This window comes from Aggregatibacter actinomycetemcomitans, assembly GCF_003130205.1.
GTDB classification, from domain to species: domain Bacteria; phylum Pseudomonadota; class Gammaproteobacteria; order Enterobacterales; family Pasteurellaceae; genus Aggregatibacter; species Aggregatibacter actinomycetemcomitans_A.
The window spans coordinates 398040-414387 of record NZ_NRDF01000001.1 but is presented as its reverse complement, the minus strand read 5'-3'; the positions used below and the strand labels follow the sequence as shown (position 1 = coordinate 414387).

The following is a 16348-nucleotide window of genomic DNA, read 5'->3' as shown; positions in this document are numbered from 1 at the left end:
TGCGGTCAAAATCCATAGCGTTTTTTAACCGCACTTTTGTTTTTACTGTCGTGCCAGTCGTAAATTCGGTGGTAAAGGTTCAAAGTTGGAGCGGTATGGGTTGATGTCCAAACCGCCGCGGCGGGTGTAGCGCGCGTAAACGGTGAGTTTTTCCGGTTTAGCGTAGTGCATGAGATCGCAGAAAATGCGTTCGACGCATTGTTCGTGGAATTCGTTGTGCTGACGAAATGAGATGATGTAGCGCAGCAGCTGTTCGCGGTTAATTTGCTTGCCTACATAATGAATTTGCAGGCTGCCCCAGTCCGGTTGTTGGGTGATCAGACAGTTGGATTTGAGCAAATGGCTGACCAGCGTTTCTTCTACGATGTCGCCGTTCGTACAATTCTCCAGCAAGTCCGCATTAAACGCATAATCTTCAATATCAATATCCAGCCCATCAATACCGTCGCCATGTAACGCCACAATGGGCTGATTCGTATAATTTGCCAATGAATTTAACCGCACTTTGACTTCACCCTTAGCGCAATTTTGTAAATCTTGTTGCAAAATGTGCTGAACCTCGGCGAAATCGGCAAATTTTGTTTGGTTGAAGCTGTTTAAATACAGTTTAAAACTTTTCGATTCGATTAAATTTTCACTGCGAAAATCAATTTGCACATCGGCGATCGCCACTTGCGGCACACCTTTCGGGTTCAGCCATGAAATTTCATACGCCGTCCAAATATCGGTGCCGATGGAAAACGGCTGGGTTTGCGTAATGCCTAAGGTGTCACGATTGAGGCGGCGTGGCACGGGTTGTAATAAAGTGCGGTCATATTTTTCCGCATATTTTGTTTGCTGACCGAGTTTTAAAGCGTTCAGGCTTGGGTCTTGGTAGTGCATATTTTTCCTTATTGCCAATGCCACGAGAGGTTTGAAACGAGGCGGCAATGATCACATTTAAAATATAAGAAGCCAAAAAGCGGTGCATTTAAGACCCACTTTCTTTTACACAACGGGCAATGGGATTGCAATTCCGCTGCACGGCTTTCGCCGCCGATGCGGTATAAATAATAGTATGTGGGAATGCCGCTGTGTTGCTCAATTTCCTGCGTTAAATGATAGCCGTGCTTAAACAGCGTGCTTTGTGTGCCCGAGATTTCCGCTAAGGCTTGTTGCTCCAGCACGGAACCGTTCATTTGCAGCTGATCGCACGCCTGCCAATTTTCCTGCCATTTGATTAAATCCATTGCCAAGTGCGGTATGTTTTTCAGTTGTTTATACAGCGGGATCGGCTGTAGAGAATCGCCGCTTTGCAGGGGAGAACAGGATTGCAAATAGGTGGTGTAGAGCAGTTGCCAGGCGGGTGTTTCCGTGGCGGTGATTTCAGAATTGAGATCTTCCGCCACAATGTGAAAACTCTCGAAAAACACACCGCACTTTTCTGCCGCTTGAAGGGCGTCATTCACCGGTTGATTATTAAACTCCGCCAAGAGCGAGGTTTGTTCGGGGCAGGTAACACGCACCGCCAAGCCTTGTTGGTTTTCCTGTTCGGCAATAAATTGCGGAATCTCACGCCCGATAATCTGTCCGTTATAACGCCATTGTTCGATAATTTGATTAATGCAATGGCTTTGTTGTTCCAAGGGAAATAGATTGTTTTGGCGGGAGAAAAAGGCTTCGATTAAATACATAATTGTTCACATGAGAGAGTAAAAGGCGAATTCTACACGAAATTTGTCGCGCTGGCGTAAAAACGGCAAATCTTCTACAATGAGCCGTTTTTTTACGAGGTATTTCTTATGTATCAACAAACCCGGTTACATTTGCAAAATTTGCAGAAAACCATGGAACGTTTGGCGTTGTGGCAAGCCATGCCGCCGCAGGAAGACGCTTTTTTGAGTGAACAGCCTTTTGCGTTGGATACCATGAGCCCGACGGAGTGGCTGCAATGGATTTTTATTCCGCGTATGTACGCGTTGCTGGAAAGCCAAGCACCGTTGCCGAACCAAATTGCCATCAGTCCGTATTTAGAGGAAGCGTTAAAGGAAGACGATTATTTGGCGGAATTATTGCTCCCGATCATTGAAATCGAAAAACTGCTGCAACAACAATGAATTTAGACATTTTGTATCAGGATGATGTGCTGGTTGCGGTAAATAAACCGGCGGGGATGTTGGTGCATCGCAGTTGGCTTGATCGTCACGAAACGCAATTTGTGATGCAAACCTTACGGGATCAAATCGGGCGGTTGGTGTATCCCATTCATCGTTTGGATCGTCCCACATCAGGCGTATTATTATTTGCGTTGAACAGCGAAACGGCGAATTTATTATGTCACCAATTTGAACAAAAACAAACGGAAAAGCAATATTTGGCGGTAGTTCGTGGTTATGTGACAGGGCAGGGTGAAATTGATTATCCGTTGAAAGTGAAGTTGGATAAAATTGCCGATAAGTTTGCGCAGCAGGATAAAGCGCCGCAAAGTGCGGTCACTTTTTACGACGGATTGAAAACCGTTGAAATGCCTTACGGCGTGGGGCGTTATGCCACTTCACGCTATTCGTTGGTCCGTTTAACGCCGAAAACCGGGCGTAAACACCAGCTTCGCCGTCACATGAAACATATTTTTCATCCGGTTTTGGGCGATACGCAATACGGCGATTTGCACCAAAATCGTGCTTTTACGGAACACACCGGTTGTTCCCGTTTAATGTTACACGCCGAAAAATTAACCTTTGTTCACCCGCTGACAGGGCAGCCGATAACCATTGAAGCGGGATTGGATGAGCAATGGAAACATTTAATGCGGACGTTTCAGTGGTAAAAAATAGTTAAAAAAACGACCGCACTTTTTATACAAATATAAAGGAAATGCAATGTTAGATAACGATTTATTATATTTAACCCATGAACAGCAGCAACTTGCCGTGGAAAAAATTCAGGAATTAATGGCGCAAGGCGTGGGCAGCGGCGAAGCCATCGCCCGGGTGGCAAAACAATTACGGAAACAAAATCGGGCGGATAAAGCAAAAGAGAAGTAATTGCTGAAGTGTTTTTGCAGCAAAATTCTAATAATTTTTGTGATCTCTGTTTGATTTTGAAACTTTTTTTATTGCGCAAGCAACAAATTTACTTAATATAACCGTCAGCAAATCAAGGTGATAGGGCATTTTGTCTTATTGAAGTAAATGTAGTTCTATAAGGACTAAAAACCATAAGAGGTTTGAATTATGGAAGTTGGTGTTGTTAAATGGTTTAATAATGCAAAAGGATTTGGCTTTATTTCTGTTGAAGGCAGTGATACCGATATCTTTGCACATTATTCAGTGATTGAAATGGAAGGGTATCGTTCATTGAAAGCAGGTCAAAAAGTCCAGTTTGAAGTGATTCACGGCGACAAAGGCTCTCACGCGACAAAAATCATTCCCGTTGTAGAATAAATTAAAGATTCCTTATTAGTAGCCATTAGAAGTACAAAGACAAGCCCTTATCGGACTTGTCTTTTTTTATTTCAGCAGATCTTTCAACCCCGCTTTCATGGCGGACATTTGGTTTTCGTACAAGGCTTTTTTCTCGCGCTCGTCAATCATGTAGGAAATGGTTTCCGACAGCGTCATTTGCATTTTGCGGGAATATTTGGATAAACGCAGCCAAACGGCATATTCCAAATCTATGGATTTTTTCTTGGTGGATTGTTTTTCACCGTTGAAAAAACGTTTTCTTCTGGCGCGAATGGCTTGGTCGAGCTTGATCACCAATTCCGGTGCCAAATGGGTTTTTATCCATTCTTCAATTTTTTGCGGGTAATTTTGACAGCCGATGAGTTGTTTAACGATGCCTTCCTGCAAACTTTTTTCTTCGTAACGGGTAACGTTTTCGCCTTCGCGGGCTTTTTTCGTTAAATAAACCCATTTCCAATGTGCTTCTTGATTTTCTAACTTTTGATATTTCATTTTGCTAAACCATCTTAGTGACGTGGTAACTGTGTCACTATACGCTTTTTGTCACGGATTTTCTAGCAAATTTTTACGCGAGACTAAGAAAGACGCGAAGAAATATGCGATAATGCGCGCAAATTAAACATAACCCAGAGATTAACGTGACTTCATCTTCTTTATCTAATAACACATTGTCTTGGCAGGCGTTACGTCCGGAATTATCCGTGACTGAAATTCCCTCACAACCTCAGGATTTTTTCTCTCTACAACCCCGCGCGGGCGAAGCCATCTGTAATTTCATCCGAAATTCCCACCGCACTTTATTGGTCCTGAAAGCCGATGACCAAGCGGAGTACGCCGCTTTATTGGAAGGTTTTATTGCAAAACAACAACCGGCGCTTGCGGTGAACGGCGTGCAATACATTGTGGAGCAGGGCGATTCCTTTTCTTTTCCGCGTGTTTATACGGCGCCGGCGCAATCGGTAGAGGACAATTTCGCCGCGCAGAAAACCGTCGCAACGGCATTGTATTTCGATCAATTTCAGCTTTTCGGTTCCGTTAAAATTCATGCGTCTTCACATGATATTCAGCTTCACGCCGGCTTGGTTCATCAGTTGAATCACGGTGTGTTGATTGTCAGCGCCGGGGCGTTATTGGCGCAATTTGATTTATGGCAACGCCTGAAACAGATTTTAACGACGGGGATGTTTGATTGGTATTCCGCCCATCCGTTTAAAACCCTACCTTGTGAAATTCCAAGCTATCCGTTGCAATTGAAAGTCATTGTGCTGGGCAACCGCACGGAATTAGCCATGTTGGAAGAACTGGAAGAAGGGCTTTATCAACTGGCGGATTATGGGGAAATTGAAAGTTATTGCAGTGTGAAAACGGCGGAACAGCAACAACAATGGATGAATTATGTGCAAACCGTCGCACAACAAAATCACTTACCGCCGTTAGAATTAAGCGGTTTTAACAAACTGTATCAATTGTTGGTGCGTGACAGTGAGAATCGTCATTTGATTAATGTATCGCCGTTGAAATTAAAAACGCTACTCACAGAGACCGCACTTTTAAGCGAATCCGATATATTAAGTGCGGTGGATTTTGAGCGCTATTTTTTACATAAAACGGCGCAATACGGCTTTTTGCGTGAACAAACCTATGACGCCATTTTGCAGGATCAAATCTATGTGGCGACCGAGGGCGAAATGGTGGGGCAGATTAACGGCTTATCGGTGATTGAATATCCCGGCATGCCTTTATCTTTCAGTGAACCTTCCCGAATCAGTTGTATCGTGCAATTTGGCGATGGTGAAATCGTCGATGTGGAACGCAAAAATGAACTGGCGGGCAACATTCACAGCAAAGGCATTATGATTGCCGAAGCCTGTTTGGCGAATATTCTCGAGTTGCCCTCACAACTGCCGTTTTCCGCGTCTTTGGTGTTCGAGCAATCTTACGGCGAAATTGACGGCGACAGCGCTTCACTCGCCGGTTTTTGCGTATTATTGAGCGCATTATCCGCCTTGCCGTTGCCGCAATCCATCGCCATTACAGGCGCTATCGATCAATTCGGTTTGGTGCATTCCGTAGGGGGCGTGAATGACAAAATTGAGGGCTTTTTCACTATTTGCCAATGCCGAGGATTAACGGGCAAGCAAGGCGTGATGATTCCGAGTGCGGTACTCAATCAGTTGAGCTTGTCCGAAGCGGTGGTCAGTGCGGTTAAAAATCAGGAATTTTTTATTTATCCAGTGGAAACCGTGGATCAAGCCTGTGAGATTTTATTGCAACGGGACTTGGTAGAGCAGGAGAATAAAACGTACGATTTCAGCACCATGCCGTTGTCCCGTTTGATCAATCAGCGTATTGAGCAATACTCCGAGCAACAATCCCACAAGCACGGTCTTTGGGATTTATTCTTCGGCAGAAAAAATCGTTAAATCGATATTTCCATAAAAAAATAACTGATCGGACAAGTTAGGCGTACAAGTGTTAGCTATTCTAAATGCCGGGATGCTTTGTTAGAATCCCACCCGCATTCAATTTTGAATCGCTTAAACAAATTTTATAGGATGATTAATAATGAACACTTGTACTCCAAACATTAAAGACAGTTACACTTACGAAGATTTATTGGCTTCAGGACGTGGTGAATTGTTTGGCAAAGAAGGCCCGCAATTGCCGGCACCGACCATGCTCATGATGGATCGTATCGTAAAAATGACTGAAGACGGCGGTACATTTGGCAAAGGCTACATTGAAGCCGAGTTGGATATTCATCCTGATTTACCGTTTTTCGCCTGCCACTTTATCGGCGACCCTGTTATGCCGGGTTGTTTGGGCTTAGATGCCATGTGGCAATTAGTCGGCTTCTTTTTAGGTTGGGTTGGCGGCAAAGGCAAAGGCAGAGCCTTAGGCGTTGGCGAAGTGAAATTTACCGGGCAAATTCTCCCGACGGCGAAAAAAGTCGTTTATCGCATTAACATGAAACGCGTGATTAACCGCAAATTAGTCATGGGCATGGCAGACGGCGAAGTGGAAGTGGATGGTCGTGTTATTTACACCGCAACGGATTTGAAAGTCGGCTTGTTTCAAGATACCTCAAGTTTCTAACTCGCAACCTTAAAAAACACTTAAATTTTTAACCGCACTTTTTGAAACTTTGAAACAAAGTGCGGTTCGTTTTTTTGACATTTTTATCTGCATAATGAACTGGTTAATTTTTTTGCAATCATCAACGCAATCAAATAAAAGACTTGTTTTAGCCGGAAAAGCTAGCTATCATTAGCGCACTTTTCACTGCGACCGTAGCTCAGTTGGTTAGAGCACCACCTTGACATGGTGGGGGTCACTGGTTCGAGTCCAGCCGGTCGCACCATTATTTATTTCGCCAAATCCGTCGCAACGCCACCGATTTTTTGCTAAAATTGGCCGAAAATGCCTTTCTTAACTTTTTATCGTTTTTATTTTTTCAGATTGGAAATCACAATGGAAAATTAATATTTTCTACTGTTTTTGATTAAATTTATTAGATAGGTTAATCATTATGCAAAAAATTCTTTTTATCTTAAATGACTCGCCATACGGCGGTGAAAAAACCTTTAACGGATTACGTTTTGCCATTAACTTGCAGGAAGATCACGGCAAAGAAGTGGACATTAAAGTGTTCTGTTTCTCCGATTCGATTTTAAGCGGTCTTGCCGGTCAAAGCCCGAACGAAGGTTATAACGTGCAACAAGTGCTGGATATTCTGGTTGCACAAGGCGCAGAAGTGAAACTTTGCACCAGCTGCGTAAAAGCACGCGGGTTATTGGATGCCAAATTAATTAACGGCGTCACCCTCGGCACTTTGGCTGACGTGTCAGACTGGACGTTGTGGGCAGACAAAGTCATCAGCTTCTAATGAGGATATTGGGCGGAGCGGTTTTCCGCCCTTGTTTTATTCAAATTTTATTTTCATTAACCGGTAACCATGCAACCACTCAATCCGATTTCCATTCCGTTAAATTCCATCAGCCTTATTGAAGCCTCCGCCGGGACGGGAAAGACTTACACCATGGGTTCCCTGTATTTGCGTCTGTTGTTGCAGGCGGGGGAAAATGCGTTTCCTCATAGTTTAAATGTTGAGCAAATTCTAGTGGTCACCTTTACCGAAATGGCAACGGAGGAACTGAAACGCAAAATTCGTGAACGGATTTATGATGCCAAACAGAAATTGACGGCGTACCAACAAACGCGGGATTCGGCGGTATTTGAACAAGATGATTTTTTACGCCAATTAGCCGATACCATTACGGATTTCCCTCTCGCCATTCAGCGTTTGACCTTAGCGGAACAAAACATGGATTTGGCGACGATTTATACCATTCACGGTTTTTGTCGCCGAATGCTCATGCAATATGCGTTTAATTCGGGCATTCATTTCAACTTGGAATTAAGCGGCGAAGAAAACGAATTGTTATTGCATTTGGCGCAAAACGTGTGGCGGGCGCATTTCTATTCGCAACCTTATGCCGTTGCCGAGTTTATTCAAAAACACCTGATTTCACCAACCAATATCGTCAAAAATATTAAAAAATTTGCCGGCACGGAATTAAAACTCCCACAAAATCGACCGCACTTTTTTGACGGCGAGCTGCCGGATTTTCTCACCAAACTTGCCGATTATTCACAACAATTCGTCGCTCAAACTGCGGCAGTGAAAAAGCATTGGCTAGAAAATGAGGGGGATGTTTTGACGCTGATTGAAACGGAAGTGAACACCAAATACAAAAGCGCGAAAGAACAAAAATTAAACCGACGCAGTTTCACCTCCGCAACCCGTCCGAAATGGCTTGCCATGATGAAAGCCTGGGCGGAAAGCGATCAAACGGATTTTCCGGACTGTTTTTCCCGTTTCGGGCAAACGGCGATGAATGAGCAAAAAGGCGAAGAGGCAAAAGACGCCTTGACCCATTCGCTTTTTGTCGAAATTGATGAACTGCTGCAACTCGCCGAGCAACAAGGGCTATTGTCCCAAGCCTTATGGTTCCATTATTTACAAATGCTGAATGCGCAGCTGGTGGAATACAAACTCAGCCACAGTGAAAAAAGTTTTAACGATTTGTTACGCTTGCTGAAAGAAGCCTTGTACCACCCGGATAATGCGGAATTTGCCCGCCTTATCCGTCACCAGTTTCCTTTTGCCATGATTGATGAGTTTCAGGACACGGACGCGGTGCAATATCAGATTTTTTCTAAAATTTATGTGGAACAACTATCACCTGACGTTCAGTCTGATAGCGGCTTTATTATGATTGGCGACCCAAAACAGGCGATTTATAAATTCCGTGGTGCCGACATTTTTACCTATTTCCAAGCCGCCAGCCAAGCGCAACATCGTTTTAATCTGGCGAAAAATTACCGTTCCCATCAACACGTCGTGGACGCTGTGAATCGGTTGTTTGATTTTACCAAACAGCCGCCGTTTCTCTATAAAGACATTCAATTTCTGCCCGTAAGCGCGAGAACGGATCACCTGCAGTTTTGGTTAAACGGGCAGCCGGAACCTGCGGTACGTTTTTATGTAGATGAGGCTTCCGTTAAAGACAACATGGCGAAAGCCTGCGCCGTTTCTATTCAACATTGGTTACAAAGTGCGGTGGAAAATTCCGCCGTTTTTCGCCCTGATGATAAGGGGGGAGAACAGGCGTTGAAACCGGAAAGTATCGCCGTGTTGGTGCGTAGCCGTAAAGAAGCGGAGTTGGTGAAAAATGAATTGCGTCGCTTGGGCATTGCCTCCGTGTATTTGTCGGAAGACAGCAATGTGTTCGACAGCAGCGCGGCAAAAGATCTGTTAATGATTCTCACAGCGTGCCTCAACCCGTTTTCCGAACGCCATATTTTAAACGCCGTTGCCACGGCAATTTTTGCCCAAACCGGCGCCGACATTCAGCGCATTCGTATGGACGAAACCCGTTGGGAGCATTGGGTGGAGAAGTTTATTCATTACCAAAGAACCTGGCAAAAGCAAGGGGTATTGGTGATGTTACATCAGTTGTTCCAGCAGGAAAAAATCACGGAAACACTTTATCCCACCGTGGACGGCAAACGCTTGGTAACGGACTTGCTGCATTTAGCGGAATTGTTGCAGGAAGCGGCAACGCTGAACGAAAGCGAAGCGGCATTGTTACGCTGGTTTGAGAAACAAATTCAAGGGGAAGATCGTCAAAAAGAGCAACAGGTTCGTTTGGAGAGCGAATTGCAGCTGGTGAAAATCGTCACCATTCATAAATCCAAAGGGTTGGAATACGATTTGGTCTGGTTGCCGTTTATTGGCTATGCTTCCACCTTCCGAGGGGATCGTATTGCCACTTATTATGACGAAGCGCAGGGCGCGGCGCTATGGGATTTCGATAAATCCCATAGCGCGTTGGTGCAGCAGGAAGATTTTGCCGAACAGCTACGCCTGCTTTATGTGGCGCTGACCCGCGCCAAATACCAGTTGGTGATCGGCGTGCCGCAAACCTTTGAGCAAAAATGGAGCAGTTTGTTATATGTGCTGACTCAAGGGGCGATCCAAACAAGCGAAAAACCGAATGCTTACGATAGTCTCCCTTTATTGGAAAACCTTGTGGCGCGTGCGCTGCAGGGCAGTGTGCAAATTGCCAACACGGCTGAGTTGACACCGCTGGCATTGCAGGTTCACAGCGAAACGCCAACGCCGTTACAAGCGGCGAAATTCACCGGCAATATCGAACAAAACTGGACGGTCACCAGTTTCAGCGCCATGGAAGCCATTCATCAGAATAAAGCCTATTTCAAGGCGCAACAGATGGCGGAAAGTGCGGTCGATTTTCCAAGTGTTTTTGACTTAGGGAAAGACTATGACTTTAACGAACAAGGGCAATCAACCGAGATGATTCAGGAAACGGCTGCCGACGAATCCGCCTATCCTTTCGGCTATTCGCCTTTTGATTTCCCGCACGGCATTAACATCGGTACGGCGTTACACCGTTTTCTGGAAAAAACGGATTTTGACCGCCCGTTAAACGAAGACAAAATCCAAAAACTCTGCCATCGGTTACAGTTAGAGGAAACTTGGCTGCCGACCTTACAGCAGTGGATAAGCGCTATTTTACATACACCGTTAAGCGCGCAGGATCCCAGCTTACAACTGGCGAATTTAACCCGCCAACATTGCGTGAAAGAAATGCAGTTTTATTTGAAGCTAAACCGGACATTTGATGTGGCGGCATTTAATCGGGCGTTACAACAACATCACCATTTGCCGTCGGAACCCCTGCAATTTGAAGCCATTAAGGGAATGTTACGCGGTTTCATGGATTTGGTGTTTTATCATAACGGAAAATATTATTTGGCGGATTACAAATCCAATTTTCTTGGCGTGGAAGCGCAAAACTACGTCGGCACCGGACTTCAGCAAGCCATGCTGACGAATCATTACGACTGGCAATATTTGCTTTATACATTGGCATTGCACCGTTATTTACAACAACGTGACGCAAATTATGCCTACGAAACCCATTTCGGCGGCGTGTTTTATTGTTTTTTACGCGGTATGAACGGCGAAAATCAAAACGGCGTATTTTTTGATAAACCGGATTACGCATTGATTCAGGCTTTGGAGAACTTGTTCTAATGTTAGCTTTATTATCCCAACTCAAAGAAAAGGGCATTATCAACGCCGCCGACTATTATTTCGCCGAGTTTATTCACCGCAAACAACAGCCTTTTCACTATGCACCGCCTATTCAGAACCTGGCGGTGCTCATGGCGGCGTTGTGTAATTTCAGTTATCGGCAGGGAAATACCTGTATTTTGCTGAATCACGCCACGGAACAGGATTTATTCGGCTTGCAGGATTATTTTAGCGAACGCGTTTATTTAACGGATATTCGGCGAAAAATTGATTATTTGCCCATTGACCAATGGCAGGCAGCGTTGCCGGCGGCGCAACATATCGCTTTTACCGCCGCGCCGTTGCAACAGGTAGCGCCTTTAGTGTTGCAGTTTGGCCGCTTGTATTTTTATCGCATCTGGCAGGATGAATTCCGTATCGCTGATTACTTTAAAAGTGCGGTCCGTTTTCAAAATGTTTTTTCAGCCGAACAGATGGCGCAAATCGCCCCGATTTTGAACCGCTATTTTCATGAAGAACAGGGCATCGACTGGCAAAAAATCGCAGTGGCGATGGCATTGCGTCAACGATTTTGCCTCATTACCGGCGGGCCGGGTACGGGCAAAACCACCACCGTTACCAAACTCCTGCTGACCTTGCAGGAGCTTCATCAAAACGGCTTGCGCATTAAACTTGTCGCCCCGACGGGAAAAGCGGCGGCACGGCTTATGGAGTCCATTGTGGACGCGGTAGATCGCCTGAAACAGACTTTTTCTACGGAGAAACACGAACGGGAAATAATCGAGAGTCTGCGCATTCCCATGAACGCGGAAACCATTCATCGCTTGCTCGGCGTGCGTTTTTTCAGTGAAGAAACCCGCTATCACGCCGACAATCCGTTGCCGGTGGATGTGTTGGTGGTGGACGAAGCATCCATGATCGATTTAACTTTGATGGCGAAACTGCTTAATGCACTAAAACCGGAAACAAAATTGATTTTATTGGGCGATAAAGACCAGCTGGCTTCCGTGGAGGCGGGGGCGATTCTGGGCGAATTAGGGCGTTTCGTGAATGCGTCGGCGCCGACGTATAGCCCCGTGATGGCGCAATATTTACAGGCGACCACAGGCATTTCTCTTGCTGCGTCGGATAGCGTCAATCCTATTAGCGATAGCATTTGTTACTTGCAGGTTAGCCGTCGATTCGGCGCAAACCCCGAAGTGGGCGCGTTAGCGACCGCAGTAAATTCAGGCAACGCGGCGGAAAGCTGGCGGTTATTGCAGCAATATCAGCAACACCAAGGGAAAAAATGCGGCGTGTATTTAACGGATTTCGCCTATTATTTAGACAATAAAGAAGATATTCAACAGCGCAAAGCCTGCGTGAAGCTCGTCGTTGAACGCGCCGCCGAGGAATATGCCCGCTATCTGCAATTAATCGCGCAAGTCGGGCAGCCTGATAAAGAAAAAGTGCGGTCGATTTTCGCGGCGTTTAACGGCATCCGTTTTTTGACGGCGTTACGTGTGGGCGAATTCGGCGCGGAGCAATTAAATCTGGCCATCGCAGAAAAATTACGCCAAAAACGCCTGTTGCAATTTCATCAGGAACGGGAATGGTACATCGGCAAACCGATTATGGTGATGCAAAATGATGGCAATGTGGGCTTGTATAACGGTGACATCGGCATTTATTTGGGAAACGGACAGGTGTGGTTCGAACAGGGACAAAACAGCTATAAAACCGTGCTGGCGAGCCGTGTGCCGAACCATGAAACCGCATTCGTGATGACGGTGCACAAATCTCAGGGCTCGGAATTCCCGCATACTTTTCTGATTTTGCCGTTGGAAAACAGCCCCGTGTTATCCAAAGAACTGGTTTACACCGGTATTACCCGCACCAAAGATTTTTTAACGGTGTTTGCGCTGCAAAACGTATGGGAAAGTGCGGTGAAAAATCCGGTGCAACGGCAAAGCGGATTGGGTCAATTATTGGAAATCTGAAAAGGAGAAACTATGACAAAATGGGATGAGCGTTATCAAACGGAGGACTATATTTTTGGTACGGAACCCAATGAATTTATCGCCAGAATTAAATCTTATCTACCCACTTCCGGGCGAGCATTGGATCTTGCTACCGGAGAAGGGCGGAATGGTGTATTTTTAGCTTTGCATGGATTGGAAACAGAAGGGGTTGATATGTCTAAGGTCGGTTTGCTCAAAGCGCAAGCGTTGGCGCGTAAGCAAAATGTTTCGTTTACTACAAGATTGGCCAATATTGCAGAGATGGATATGCCGACAGCATATTATGCCGTAATTACTTCCGTTTTTTGCCATTTTATGGAACCGCAAAGAACGCAAGTGATGCAACGTATTGTGAATGCATTGCAACCGGGTGGGTTATTTGCCGGCGTGTTTTATCATCCGGACCAAATTCATTATGGTACCGGTGGACCCGGTCAGGTTGAAATGTTGGGTACATTGACACAGATGCAGCAGGCGTTAGCAGGCTTGGAATGGCTGATTGCAGAGCATAGCGTACGTGAGATGAATGAAGGAAATCGCCATATCGGCACCAGTTCGGTAATTTGTCTGTTGGGACGTAAACCTTAAGGATTTTGGATCATTATGGTGAGTGAAAAGAGGAAAGTGCGGTTAAGATTTATCATGTTTTCAGAATAAACCGTTAGCTTTTTATTGAAACTTTTTGTATAATCGCGCGACCCTGTGAATGCCGAGGATTCCCACCGCGCATTATTTTGTCGAGATCGCACTCGAAGGGGTGAAGATTAAGATAACTGGTTGTGCTTTTTTGAGCACTGGGTATTAATATTATTATATTGGTAATTAATTAATGAAAACTTTTGTAGCAAAACCGGAAACGGTTAAACGCGACTGGTACGTAGTAGATGCGACAGGTAAAACTTTAGGTCGTTTGGCGACTGAATTAGCGCGTCGTCTTCGTGGTAAACATAAAGCTGAATATACGCCGCACGTTGATACCGGTGATTATATCATCGTGATTAATGCGGACAAAGTTGCCGTAACAGGTAATAAAGAAAGCGATAAAATTTACTACTGGCACACAGGCTATGTAGGTGGTATCAAACAAGCGACTTTCAAAGAAATGATCGCGCGCCGTCCTGAAGCAGTGATTGAAATTGCGGTTAAAGGTATGTTGCCAAAAGGTCCGTTAGGCCGTGCAATGTTCCGCAAATTAAAAGTGTACGCAGGTGCTGAACACCAACACGCTGCACAACAACCACAAGTATTAGACATTTAATCACGAGGTTTAGGATATGGCAGAGAATCAAAACTACGGCACAGGTCGCCGCAAAAGCTCTTCAGCTCGTGTATTTATCAAACCGGGCAATGGTAAGATCACTATCAACCAACGTGAATTAGACGTTTACTTCGGTCGCGAAACTGCACGCATGGTAGTTCGTCAACCGTTAGAATTGGTTGAATTAACTGATAAATTAGACCTATACATCACTGTTAAAGGTGGTGGTATTTCCGGTCAAGCGGGTGCAATCCGTCATGGTATTACCCGTGCATTGATGGAATACGATGAAACCCTACGCCCTGCGCTTCGTGCAGCAGGCTTCGTTACGCGTGACGCACGTCGCGTTGAACGTAAAAAAGTGGGTTTGCACAAAGCACGTCGTCGTCCACAATACTCCAAACGTTAATTTTTATACGTTTTTCAAAAAGCAGAGCAATCTCTGCTTTTTTTATGCGTAAAATTCGGCAAAAAGTGCGGTCGGTTTTCAGAATGTTTTTTGCGATCTGCCAAGCCTTGTTATAATGCACGCCATTTTCAATAACATTAGGGCAAAGCATGAAAATCGCATTAGGCGTAGAATACGACGGAAAAAATTATTTTGGCTGGCAACGACAAGAAAAAGTCGCCAGCGTGCAGGCGGAATTGGAACGGGCGATTTCCGTGGTTGCCAATGAAGACATCGGTATTTCCTGCGCCGGCCGCACCGATTCTGGCGTGCACGCCACGGGGCAGGTGATCCATTTTGAAACCACGGCGGAACGCCCGGAAAAAGCCTGGAGTTTTGGTGTGAACGCCAATTTGCCCGATGACATCGCCGTGCGTTGGGTGAAAGTGGTAGAAGCGGATTTTCATGCCCGTTTCAGTGCCACAGCGCGACGTTATCGCTACATTTTATACTGCAACAAATTGCGCTCGGCGATTTTGCCGCAAGGCGTGACCCATTGCCATTTGGAACTCGATCATCAATTAATGCACGATGCGGGGCAGGTGCTGCTCGGCGAAAATGATTTCAGTTCCTTTCGCGCCGCCCAATGCCAATCCAACACACCATGGCGCAACGTCCATCATCTACATGTCACCCGCCGGGGGCAATATATCATCGTGGATATTCAAGCTAACGCTTTTGTGCATCACATGGTGCGCAACATCGCCGGTAGTCTTATTGAAGTCGGTTGCGGCAATCAACCCGTTGAGTGGATAAAATGGCTGCTGGCTCAAAAAGATCGCACCCTAGCCGCCCCCACCGCCAAACCGGAAGGGCTGTATTTAGTGAATGTGATCTATCCCGACCACTTTAATCTGCCGAAAATGCCAATGGGCCCGCTGTTTTTGGCGGATTGATTATCAGATAAAAAGTAGGTTTAAAGCCTGCTTTTTGCTTTGGTATAAACGAAACTTCGATCGCGTCTTCCTACGGCGATGACTTTGACCACAATGCGTTCATCAATAACCTGATACACCAATCGGTATCCCGCATTGCGTAATTTGATTTTATAGCAATCTTTCATACCGTGTAATTTGGCGGATGGTACTCCGGGATTTTCGGCGCGTTCTTTTAATTTCTCAATAAATTGTTTACGCAGTGCAACATCAAGTTTGCGGAATTCTTTTTCGGATGATGGTATAAACTCAATGATGTAACTCATCGTAGTAAATCCTCTAAATCAACAGGATAACTTTTTTCATGTTGACGTTCTTCCACGATTTTTGCTAATTCGGCATCCTCGGCTAATTCCATCAGATATTCATAAATTGTTGGTGGGACGCAATAAAATGCGGGTTCATTACGGTTTAAAATTGCCAGCGGTTTTCCACCGGCTTCACGAAGTACCGCCATTGGGTTGGTTTTTAATTCGGTGATACTGGCGACAACATCAGTTAAAACAAGGCTTGTCATAAATTAACTCCTTTTAACGACTTTTTATTAGGGCTGATAATAGCGCTTTTTATTGGTTTTCTCAATCATCGAGTCATAAAAGTGCGGTAGTTTTATTAGGTGAATTTTATGTTATGAGTAAAG

Annotated in this window: 18 protein-coding genes and 1 tRNA gene; 14 read left to right on the top strand and 5 right to left on the bottom strand. The window is 45.2% G+C overall.

Features of this window, described 5'->3' with window-relative positions; all coding sequences use genetic code 11:
* Positions 1–42 precede the first annotated feature (42 nt).
* A complete protein-coding gene (gene queF, locus DK423_RS01925) occupies positions 43–882 on the bottom strand; it encodes an NADPH-dependent 7-cyano-7-deazaguanine reductase QueF (protein WP_005557104.1) in 840 nt (279 codons plus the stop codon).
* Between the two features lie 8 nt (positions 883–890).
* Positions 891–1673, bottom strand: coding sequence for a Zn-ribbon-containing protein (locus DK423_RS01920; RefSeq protein ID WP_061886196.1), 783 nt, complete (start codon positions 1671–1673; stop codon positions 891–893).
* Between the two features lie 108 nt (positions 1674–1781).
* Between DK423_RS01920 and DK423_RS01915 the strand changes: the two genes are divergently transcribed.
* The 4 genes from DK423_RS01915 (at position 1782) to cspD (ending at position 3422) form a co-directional block, all read left to right on the top strand.
* Complete coding sequence (locus DK423_RS01915; protein ID WP_005557102.1) at positions 1782–2096, top strand: YqcC family protein; 315 nt, start codon at positions 1782–1784, stop codon at positions 2094–2096.
* Positions 2093–2806, top strand: coding sequence for a tRNA pseudouridine(65) synthase TruC (gene truC / locus DK423_RS01910; RefSeq protein ID WP_005557101.1), 714 nt, complete (start codon positions 2093–2095; stop codon positions 2804–2806). Before DK423_RS01915 ends, truC begins: the two co-directional genes overlap by 4 nt.
* 52 nt (positions 2807–2858) lie before the next feature.
* Positions 2859–3023, top strand: a complete 165-nt coding sequence (locus tag DK423_RS01905) for a YoaH family protein (protein WP_005557100.1) — start codon at positions 2859–2861, stop codon at positions 3021–3023.
* Positions 3024–3212: 189 nt separating this feature from the next.
* A complete protein-coding gene (cspD, locus tag DK423_RS01900; protein ID WP_005557099.1) occupies positions 3213–3422 on the top strand; it encodes a cold shock domain-containing protein CspD in 210 nt (69 codons plus the stop codon).
* A gap of 66 nt (positions 3423–3488) precedes the next feature.
* Here the strand turns inward: cspD and matP are convergent, their stop codons facing one another.
* A complete protein-coding gene (gene matP, locus DK423_RS01895; RefSeq protein WP_005557098.1) occupies positions 3489–3935 on the bottom strand; it encodes a macrodomain Ter protein MatP in 447 nt (148 codons plus the stop codon).
* 146 nt (positions 3936–4081) lie between these two features.
* On the opposite strand from matP, the gene DK423_RS01890 reads away from it, so the two are divergent.
* The 10 genes from DK423_RS01890 to truA all read left to right on the top strand — a co-directional run bounded on the left by DK423_RS01890 (position 4082) and on the right by truA (position 15669).
* A complete protein-coding gene (locus tag DK423_RS01890; RefSeq protein ID WP_109043854.1) occupies positions 4082–5866 on the top strand; it encodes an AAA family ATPase in 1785 nt (594 codons plus the stop codon).
* Positions 5867–6008: 142 nt separating this feature from the next.
* Positions 6009–6539: a bifunctional 3-hydroxydecanoyl-ACP dehydratase/trans-2-decenoyl-ACP isomerase gene (gene fabA, locus DK423_RS01885; protein ID WP_005548745.1), complete on the top strand. Its 531-nt coding sequence runs from the start codon at positions 6009–6011 to the stop codon at positions 6537–6539.
* Between the two features lie 188 nt (positions 6540–6727).
* Positions 6728–6804: transfer RNA gene (locus DK423_RS01880), tRNA-Val, on the top strand.
* A 168-nt stretch (positions 6805–6972) separates the two neighbouring features.
* Positions 6973–7329: a DsrE/DsrF/TusD sulfur relay family protein gene (locus DK423_RS01875; protein ID WP_005557096.1), complete on the top strand. Its 357-nt coding sequence runs from the start codon at positions 6973–6975 to the stop codon at positions 7327–7329.
* A gap of 69 nt (positions 7330–7398) precedes the next feature.
* Positions 7399–11067 (top strand): exodeoxyribonuclease V subunit beta, encoded by a 3669-nt coding sequence (gene recB, locus DK423_RS01870; RefSeq protein WP_061886960.1) that lies wholly within the window; start codon positions 7399–7401, stop codon positions 11065–11067.
* Positions 11067–13046, top strand: a complete 1980-nt coding sequence (recD, locus tag DK423_RS01865; protein ID WP_005557094.1) for an exodeoxyribonuclease V subunit alpha — start codon at positions 11067–11069, stop codon at positions 13044–13046. The genes recB and recD overlap by 1 nt, the downstream gene beginning before the upstream one ends.
* A gap of 12 nt (positions 13047–13058) precedes the next feature.
* Positions 13059–13655, top strand: a complete 597-nt coding sequence (locus DK423_RS01860; RefSeq protein WP_005557092.1) for a class I SAM-dependent methyltransferase — start codon at positions 13059–13061, stop codon at positions 13653–13655.
* Between the two features lie 241 nt (positions 13656–13896).
* Positions 13897–14325, top strand: a complete 429-nt coding sequence (rplM, locus tag DK423_RS01855) for a 50S ribosomal protein L13 (protein WP_005546126.1) — start codon at positions 13897–13899, stop codon at positions 14323–14325.
* A gap of 16 nt (positions 14326–14341) precedes the next feature.
* Positions 14342–14734, top strand: a complete 393-nt coding sequence (gene rpsI / locus DK423_RS01850; RefSeq protein WP_005557091.1) for a 30S ribosomal protein S9 — start codon at positions 14342–14344, stop codon at positions 14732–14734.
* A gap of 149 nt (positions 14735–14883) precedes the next feature.
* Positions 14884–15669 carry a tRNA pseudouridine(38-40) synthase TruA gene (gene truA / locus DK423_RS01845; RefSeq protein ID WP_005557090.1) on the top strand — a complete coding sequence of 262 codons (786 nt, stop codon included), beginning with the start codon at positions 14884–14886 and terminating at the stop codon, positions 15667–15669.
* Positions 15670–15689: 20 nt separating this feature from the next.
* Here truA and DK423_RS01840 read toward each other — a convergent pair whose 3' ends face one another.
* Both DK423_RS01840 and DK423_RS01835 read right to left on the bottom strand, forming a co-directional pair.
* Positions 15690–15974 (bottom strand): type II toxin-antitoxin system RelE family toxin, encoded by a 285-nt coding sequence (locus DK423_RS01840; protein ID WP_005557089.1) that lies wholly within the window; start codon positions 15972–15974, stop codon positions 15690–15692.
* Complete coding sequence (locus DK423_RS01835) at positions 15971–16225, bottom strand: type II toxin-antitoxin system Phd/YefM family antitoxin (RefSeq protein WP_005557087.1); 255 nt, start codon at positions 16223–16225, stop codon at positions 15971–15973. The genes DK423_RS01840 and DK423_RS01835 overlap by 4 nt, the downstream gene beginning before the upstream one ends.
* Positions 16226–16348: the final 123 nt, after the last annotated feature.

Coding starts and splice junctions, on each gene's coding strand:
- truC (WP_005557101.1), top strand. CDS start 2,093: ATGAATTTAGACATTTTGTATCAGGATGATGTGCTGGTTGCGGTAAAT.
- rplM (WP_005546126.1), top strand. CDS start 13,897: ATGAAAACTTTTGTAGCAAAACCGGAAACGGTTAAACGCGACTGGTAC.
- truA (WP_005557090.1), top strand. CDS start 14,884: ATGAAAATCGCATTAGGCGTAGAATACGACGGAAAAAATTATTTTGGC.
- DK423_RS01905 (WP_005557100.1), top strand. CDS start 2,859: ATGTTAGATAACGATTTATTATATTTAACCCATGAACAGCAGCAACTT.
- DK423_RS01860 (WP_005557092.1), top strand. CDS start 13,059: ATGACAAAATGGGATGAGCGTTATCAAACGGAGGACTATATTTTTGGT.
- queF (WP_005557104.1), bottom strand. CDS start 882: ATGCACTACCAAGACCCAAGCCTGAACGCTTTAAAACTCGGTCAGCAA.
- recB (WP_061886960.1), top strand. CDS start 7,399: ATGCAACCACTCAATCCGATTTCCATTCCGTTAAATTCCATCAGCCTT.
- cspD (WP_005557099.1), top strand. CDS start 3,213: ATGGAAGTTGGTGTTGTTAAATGGTTTAATAATGCAAAAGGATTTGGC.
- recD (WP_005557094.1), top strand. CDS start 11,067: ATGTTAGCTTTATTATCCCAACTCAAAGAAAAGGGCATTATCAACGCC.
- DK423_RS01875 (WP_005557096.1), top strand. CDS start 6,973: ATGCAAAAAATTCTTTTTATCTTAAATGACTCGCCATACGGCGGTGAA.
- rpsI (WP_005557091.1), top strand. CDS start 14,342: ATGGCAGAGAATCAAAACTACGGCACAGGTCGCCGCAAAAGCTCTTCA.
- DK423_RS01915 (WP_005557102.1), top strand. CDS start 1,782: ATGTATCAACAAACCCGGTTACATTTGCAAAATTTGCAGAAAACCATG.
- DK423_RS01840 (WP_005557089.1), bottom strand. CDS start 15,974: ATGAGTTACATCATTGAGTTTATACCATCATCCGAAAAAGAATTCCGC.
- matP (WP_005557098.1), bottom strand. CDS start 3,935: ATGAAATATCAAAAGTTAGAAAATCAAGAAGCACATTGGAAATGGGTT.
- DK423_RS01920 (WP_061886196.1), bottom strand. CDS start 1,673: ATGTATTTAATCGAAGCCTTTTTCTCCCGCCAAAACAATCTATTTCCC.
- DK423_RS01835 (WP_005557087.1), bottom strand. CDS start 16,225: ATGACAAGCCTTGTTTTAACTGATGTTGTCGCCAGTATCACCGAATTA.
- fabA (WP_005548745.1), top strand. CDS start 6,009: ATGAACACTTGTACTCCAAACATTAAAGACAGTTACACTTACGAAGAT.